Annotated in this window: 5 protein-coding genes; 4 read left to right on the top strand and 1 reads right to left on the bottom strand. The window is 51.9% G+C overall.

Annotated elements, in window-relative coordinates; translation table 11 throughout:
• Both ACTF5Z_RS04445 and ACTF5Z_RS04440 read left to right on the top strand, forming a co-directional pair.
• On the top strand, window positions 1-1,027 hold a 1,027-nt coding region (locus tag ACTF5Z_RS04445; protein WP_438984652.1), incomplete at its 5' end, for a diguanylate cyclase domain-containing protein.
• Window positions 1,024-2,781 carry a GGDEF domain-containing protein gene (locus tag ACTF5Z_RS04440; RefSeq protein ID WP_438984651.1) on the top strand — a complete coding sequence of 586 codons (1,758 nt, stop codon included), beginning with the start codon at window positions 1,024-1,026 and terminating at the stop codon, window positions 2,779-2,781. The genes ACTF5Z_RS04445 and ACTF5Z_RS04440, both read left to right, overlap by 4 nt.
• Window positions 2,782-2,797: 16 nt before the next feature.
• Here ACTF5Z_RS04440 and ACTF5Z_RS04435 read toward each other — a convergent pair whose 3' ends face one another.
• Entirely contained in the window at window positions 2,798-3,202 is a 405-nt protein-coding gene (locus ACTF5Z_RS04435) for a helix-turn-helix domain-containing protein (RefSeq protein ID WP_423849383.1), read from the bottom strand.
• A 170-nt stretch (window positions 3,203-3,372) separates the two neighbouring features.
• Between ACTF5Z_RS04435 and ACTF5Z_RS04430 the strand changes: the two genes are divergently transcribed.
• Together ACTF5Z_RS04430 and ACTF5Z_RS04425 are read left to right on the top strand one after the other, a co-directional pair.
• Window positions 3,373-3,957, top strand: a complete 585-nt coding sequence (locus ACTF5Z_RS04430; protein ID WP_438984650.1) for a LemA family protein — start codon at window positions 3,373-3,375, stop codon at window positions 3,955-3,957.
• 5 nt (window positions 3,958-3,962) lie between these two features.
• The coding region (locus ACTF5Z_RS04425) for a M48 family metalloprotease (protein WP_438984649.1) at window positions 3,963-4,473 on the top strand (511 nt) is incomplete at its 3' end.

Genomic DNA, 4,473 nt, shown 5'->3' with positions numbered 1-4,473 from the left:
TGTGACCTATGAAAAAATCGAGTACGCCTCAGTGTGCTTCGTGGCCCCCTTGTTAGTGCGCACGGTATGGTCGATTTTGGACGTCGAACTCACTGCTTTCATGCGGGCCATAACGATCGCTTGCGCAGGCTTGGGTGCCGCATTAGCCGTTGTGCCTGGTCTTGAAATTAATTTTGGTGCGATTGATATTTTTCGGGTGTTTGCCGCAGTGCTTGTTTATCAATATTTGCAAACGATCTACCGTGCATGGCGAGAAGGTGACGACAAGGCTCTTGTTTTTATCGTCGGCAGTTTGGCCTTCATTACTACCTCGGTTCACGACCTATTTGTGACTTTGCTCTTTGATGTGGCGCCGGGCAATATGCTGTCAATGTATGGGTTTTTCTCGTTGGTTGTCTGTATGGCTGTGCTGCTCAGCAGACAATATGCTGCGGTCTTGGATAATTTAGGCGAGTTGGTTAATGAACGCACTCAACAGTTGCGAGACGCCAATTCGCGGCTGGCGCGTCATGCTCGCGAGGATGCCCTGACGCAATTGTTAAATCGGCGCGGGTTTCAAGAATCGGCCGAGCAGATAATCACGAATATGCAGGCGCAGGGCTCGACGCTGAGTTTAATTTTGTGCGATGTCGATCACTTTAAGCGGATTAACGACCGCTATGGACACGCCGTAGGTGATAGAGTGCTGCAACATTTGGCGCAGCATTTGGGTCTGAATATTCGCGATGTTGACATTCTTGGGCGTTGGGGCGGGGAGGAATTCATACTCGTACTCCCCGAGTTGAGCCTGTCGGGCGCACAAACTCTCGCGCAGCGCTTATGTGATTCTTTAACCTCACAAATTTTCCGCATTGATGGTATTCGCTTAGGTTTAACCATGACGTTTGGTGTGGCCCAATGGCGTTTGGGCGATTCGCTCGAAAGCCTTATTGCGCGAGCCGATGTGGCCTTATACGAGGGTAAAACGCGAGGGCGATGTCAGGTTGTGTCAGAGCGCCCCAGTGTATCTCAGGGTGCCTTGTCATGATGAGACTGCTGGTTCTATTATTCCTAGTGCTTGGCGTTAAGGCTCATGCGGTGGACGTAGAGCAGATCTTAGAGCGCAACATCGCCATTAACGATGACTGGGCGTTTATGCCACAAGACGACTATCGCTATGCTGAGCTTGACTATGACCACTCTACTTGGCCTACACAAAATTTAACAGACGCATGGCCCAGCGCTGGCTATCCCGCGAGTGGTCATGTGATTTGGCTGCGCAAAGAATTACAGTTTGACCTGCCGCTCGATTACGCGAGAGCGGCTCGTCTCGGCTTGCGGTTCGGGCCGATTAGGCAAGCCGCAGATGTGTACGCGGGTGGTATGAAACTGGGCTCAATTGGACAGGTCGACAATGGGGGTGTCCCAGATTTTCGCAAGGTCAATGTGTGGCGCATTCCGGTCGAGGCGATTACCTCTGATGGTCGTTTGGTGGTTGCCATTAGGATTTGGGGTGAGTCTTTGCGTTTCAGTGACAGCGGCGCTAAATTTGTTGAGCATTCTCAGATCTTAGGCGATTACGTTGCGCTGAAGCGGGAGCTGCGAGCAAGCAAGCTCCCGGCCTTGTTTATTGCGTTTGTGCTGTTTCTTTTTTCGCTGTTCTCATTTTACTTGTACCGGCGATCGCACGCCTTGCGCGACTATTTCTGGTTCGGCGTGGTGACCTTGAGTACGGGTCTATTTACTTTTATCTTCCACGATTGGCGTGAGCTCTTGGGGTGGTCGGTACAACTCTCTGAACGTCTTTTGTTTTTATCGTTCACGGCCTTGGTGCTGGGGGGGCAGCGCTTGTTATGGAGCTTGCTCGCTGAACCCTTCCCTAAATGGTTTGTTGTGTATCATTTAGTCACATTAGGCGCCTCTGCTGTGTTTGTGCTGCAGCCTTCACTCTCTGTATTGCTGGGCGTAAGAGACGTGTTTTGGTTGGTGTTCCTCTTGTCGGTGCCTGCAGTCGCTACGTTGTTGTGGCAAAAATTTCGTGCTGGCGTCGCTGAGGCCAAGGTAGTTGTGTTGGCCGTTGTGCTGTTTCTGGTCCTGGGTTGGCACGATATGGTGCGGGAGTTGTTTTCGTACCAGAGCACTTGGGCGGTTCTTTACCCCTACGGTTTTCTCATGTTGGCAGCCACCATGGCGATTTTAATCGCGAATCGCTTTGGTGCTCAGGTGGAGGTCTTAGAGGCCGCGGTTGCGGTTAAATTGGCTGAGCTGGAGGACATCAATGGTAAGTTACGATCCTTGTCAGAACGGGATAGTCTAACGCAGCTGGATAATCGCCGAGGTCTTGAAGACAAAGCGCGGTCCCTTTTGTCGCGTCCCGTCGATGTGAGTAAGCCGGTGGTGGTCGCCCTGCTGGATATTGATCATTTTAAACGGTTAAATGACCAGCACGGCCACCAAGTAGGCGATCAAGTTTTGGCGGAGTTCGCTGAACGCCTGCGGGTATTTTGCCGATCGCATGACTTAGTCGGGCGCTGGGGCGGTGAAGAATTCATATTGATTTTAGAGGGGCTCGATCGTCAAGCTGCTCAAGCGCGGCTGCAAGCGTTGCATACGATGATTGGTTCTCGGCCATTTTATTGCGAGGGCGAAGCGGCGCAGACCTTCTACGTCGACGTCACGGCAACTGTCGGTGTCGCATACTATCGCTCAGATGACACCCTTGATTCTGTGATCAGTCGCGCCGATCGCGCTCTGTATCGTGGCAAGGAGCAGGGCCGCAATCAAGTCGTTCATATCGATTAGCAGCCCTGCCAGTGACCTAGTGTAGACGTTTTTTATAATCTCGGTAGGCGAGCCCAGTCCAGCGGCGAAATGCCCGATAAAACGAATTGGTCTCGTTGTAACCAAGCTCTGCTGCAAGACATTTTCCGGGTAGCCACTTTTTCGTGAGCATCTGTTCGCATCGATACTGTCTGACCCTATCACTTAAATGCGAGAAGCTAGTGTTGTCTTCTTTAAGTCTGCGCCTCATTGTGCTGGCGCTAATTCCCAGTGAACGAGCCACATTGGGCGCATCGCAAAAACGCAGGTCATTATTCAGCAGTGCTTTAAGCACCGCTTGGGTTGTGTTAGTGGCGTCGTAAGTACGTTTTACGTGTGGTGTACGAATAATAGGTGCAGTGCTGCACAGAGTATCGCGCACACTTAAAGATAAACGCTGCATCGTAACCTCCTTGTTAACGATAGTGCGGTCTGGTGTTTAGGCTTCCTGCCTGTTGAACATGTTGCACTAAAATTCATTGGCCATGCAAGGGGGTGGATGAAATTGATGACTTTGCTTGGCTGTTATTGCGAATCGGGTAAACTGTTGCTAACCCAACAAGGAGCGGTGATATGGACTGGCTTACGCTATTGATTCTTCTAACGCTGACGGTCGTCGTTATTTGGTTGATTGCGACATACAACAACTTGGTCGCGCTCAAAAATCGTTACAAGAACGCTTTTGCGCAGATTGAGGTGCAGCTGAAGCGACGGCACGATTTAATTCCTAATTTGGTTGAAACGGCGCGAGCTTATATGGCGCACGAGAGCGCCACTTTGGAAGCCGTGGTGGTAGCGCGTAATGAGGCCACGGCCGCACTCTCTGCCCTAGCATCGGGTGGAGGTGTTGCTGCGCTCGCGGATGCTGAGTCGGTGCTTCAATCCGCTTTGAGTAAGCTGAGTGTGACGATGGAGGCTTACCCCGATCTAAAGGCGTCAGCCAACATGCAGCAATTGACCGAGGAACTCAGCAGTACCGAAAACCGGGTGGCCTTCGCTCGTCAAGGCTATAACGACAGTGTTCTCGCCTACAACACCTATCGCCAGGCCTTTCCCGCTGTACTTGTTGCCGCCAAGATAGGTCATGGCGTTGATGCAGAACTGTTGGTGTTTGCCGATTCCGCCGCAATTCAAGAGGCGCCGAAGGTCAGCTTCTAAAGCCTATGGATTTTTTTAAGGGTCAAGATCTGGCGCGACGTAATACTCGACTGCTGGTGTTGCTGTTTGTTGTTGCGTCTGCAGGACTCATTCTGGCGGCGAATCTCTTTGTCTCGATCTTTGTGTTCATGGGATTGCCGAGTGGTTCGGCTGGCTGGGCAGACTATTTTGCGACGCGTCAATTCCTGTTTGTAAGCGGCGCGATGATCATTTTAATTGGTATTGTGGTCCTGCTACGTTGGACCCAGCTGTCGGCGGGCGGCGCGGCAGTTGCGGAAATGATGGGGGCTGTTCGTGTGCCCCCCAATACCGGTGAGCCTAAATTGCGGCAATACCAAAATGTCGTAGCTGAAATTGCTTTGGCGGCAAATATGCCGGTGCCCGGTGTTTACTGGTTGCCTAGAGAGCGTGGTATGAATGCCTTTGCGGCCGGTTTAGCGCCGCGTGATGCGGTTATTTGTGTCACCGAGGGCCTGTTAGATCACTTGCAGCGCGACGAACTTCAGGCCGTTGTGG

Origin of the sequence: Aequoribacter sp. (assembly GCF_965659035.1) — a bacterium.
GTDB lineage: Bacteria > Pseudomonadota > Gammaproteobacteria > Pseudomonadales > Halieaceae > Aequoribacter.
This window is presented reverse-complemented; position numbering and strand designations above follow the sequence as displayed.